Origin of the sequence: Microbacterium sp. B19 (genome assembly GCF_000333395.1) — a bacterium.
In the GTDB taxonomy this organism is placed as follows: domain Bacteria; phylum Actinomycetota; class Actinomycetes; order Actinomycetales; family Microbacteriaceae; genus Microbacterium.
The window spans coordinates 1-1,287 of sequence record NZ_BADA01000448.1 but is presented as its reverse complement, the minus strand read 5'-3'; the positions used below and the strand labels follow the sequence as shown (position 1 = coordinate 1,287).

The window sequence follows — 1,287 nt, the reverse complement described above, 5'->3', positions numbered from 1 at the left end:
GCGCGCCCGTTCGTCGCTCTCCCGTCGGATGTCGATCCGACCAAGAACGTCGACATCGTCGTCACGGGGGCGATCAGCGGGTCGACGTCGCTCGCGGGCCTCGCGACCTCGCCCGCTCCTGCAGTTCGCGAGCCCCAAGCGCGGCAAGCCGCCCGTCCACCTCGCCGATCTCACCGCCGAAGAGCGCGTCGCCAAGGTGAAGGAGCTCGGGCTCCCCGGCTTCCGGGCGAAGCAGCTCGAGAAGCACTACTTCACCCACTACACGTCCGACGCGGCCGCGATGACCGACCTGCCGGCATCCGGTCGGGAAGAGCTCGTCGCGGGGCTGCTGCCCCCGCTGCTCACCGAGGTCCGTCGCCTCGAGACCGACCGCGGCGACACCATCAAGTTCCTGTGGAAGCTGCACGACGGCGCGCTCGTCGAGTCGGTGCTCATGCGGTACCCCGGGCGCATCACGCTGTGCGTCTCGAGCCAGGCGGGGTGCGGCATGAACTGCCCGTTCTGCGCCACCGGGCAGGCGGGCCTCACGCGCAACATGTCGGCGGCCGAGATCGTCGACCAGGTGGTGCGCGCGAACGCGCTGATCCGCGCGGGCGGTCTCGGCGACCCCCGCAAGGTGGGTCACGAGGACGAGCGCGTCACCAACATCGTCTTCATGGGGATGGGGGAGCCGCTCGCCAACTACGCGCGGCTCATGCAGGCCGTGCGCGTCATGGTCGACAAGGAGCACGGCCTCGGCATGAGCGCCCGCGGCATCACGGTGTCGACGGTGGGGCTCGTCCCGGCGATCACGAAGCTGTCGAACGAGGACATCCCGGTGACCTTCGCGCTGTCGCTGCACGCGCCCGACGACGGTCTGCGCGACGAGCTGATCCCGGTGAACTCCCGCTGGAAGGTCGACGAGGCACTGGATGCCGCTCGCGCCTACTTCGACAAGACCGGGCGCCGCGTCTCGATCGAATACGCCCTGATCAAGGACATGAACGACCACGCCTGGCGTGCTGACCTGCTGGCCGAGAAGCTCAACGCCCGCGGCCGTGGCTGGGTGCACGTGAACCCCATCCCGCTGAATCCGACGCCGGGTTCGATCTGGACCGCCTCCGAGGTGCCCGTCTGCTTGTTGACGTCGCCCGACTCCCAGTTGGCCTTCTGGTTGATGATCGTGTCGATCGCGATGGCCGTCTTGCCTGTTTGGCGGTCGCCGATGATCAGCTGACGCTGACCGCGGCCGACGGGGATCATCGCGTCGATGGCCTTGATGCCGGTCTGGAGCGGCTCGTGCACGCT

Annotated in this window: 1 protein-coding gene and 1 pseudogene; one reads left to right on the top strand and one right to left on the bottom strand. The window is 68.8% G+C overall.

Annotation, left to right across the window (positions count from 1 at the left end; translation table 11 throughout):
* Window positions 1-28 precede the first annotated feature (28 nt).
* Window positions 29-1,216 carry a 23S rRNA (adenine(2503)-C(2))-methyltransferase RlmN gene (gene rlmN, locus I5G_RS22965; protein ID WP_022879944.1) on the top strand — a complete coding sequence of 396 codons (1,188 nt, stop codon included), beginning with the start codon at window positions 29-31 and terminating at the stop codon, window positions 1,214-1,216.
* Here rlmN and I5G_RS27375 read toward each other — a convergent pair.
* Window positions 1,198-1,242, bottom strand: a pseudogene (locus I5G_RS27375) (hypothetical protein); the annotation flags it as partial. The gene rlmN and the pseudogene I5G_RS27375 sit on opposite strands and share 19 nt — an antisense overlap.
* Window positions 1,243-1,287: the final 45 nt, after the last annotated feature.

What these genes read in the sequence shown, in the direction of transcription:
- rlmN (WP_022879944.1), top strand. Translation starts at nt 29, where the DNA reads ATGTCGATCCGACCAAGAACGTCGACATCGTCGTCACGGGGGCGATCA.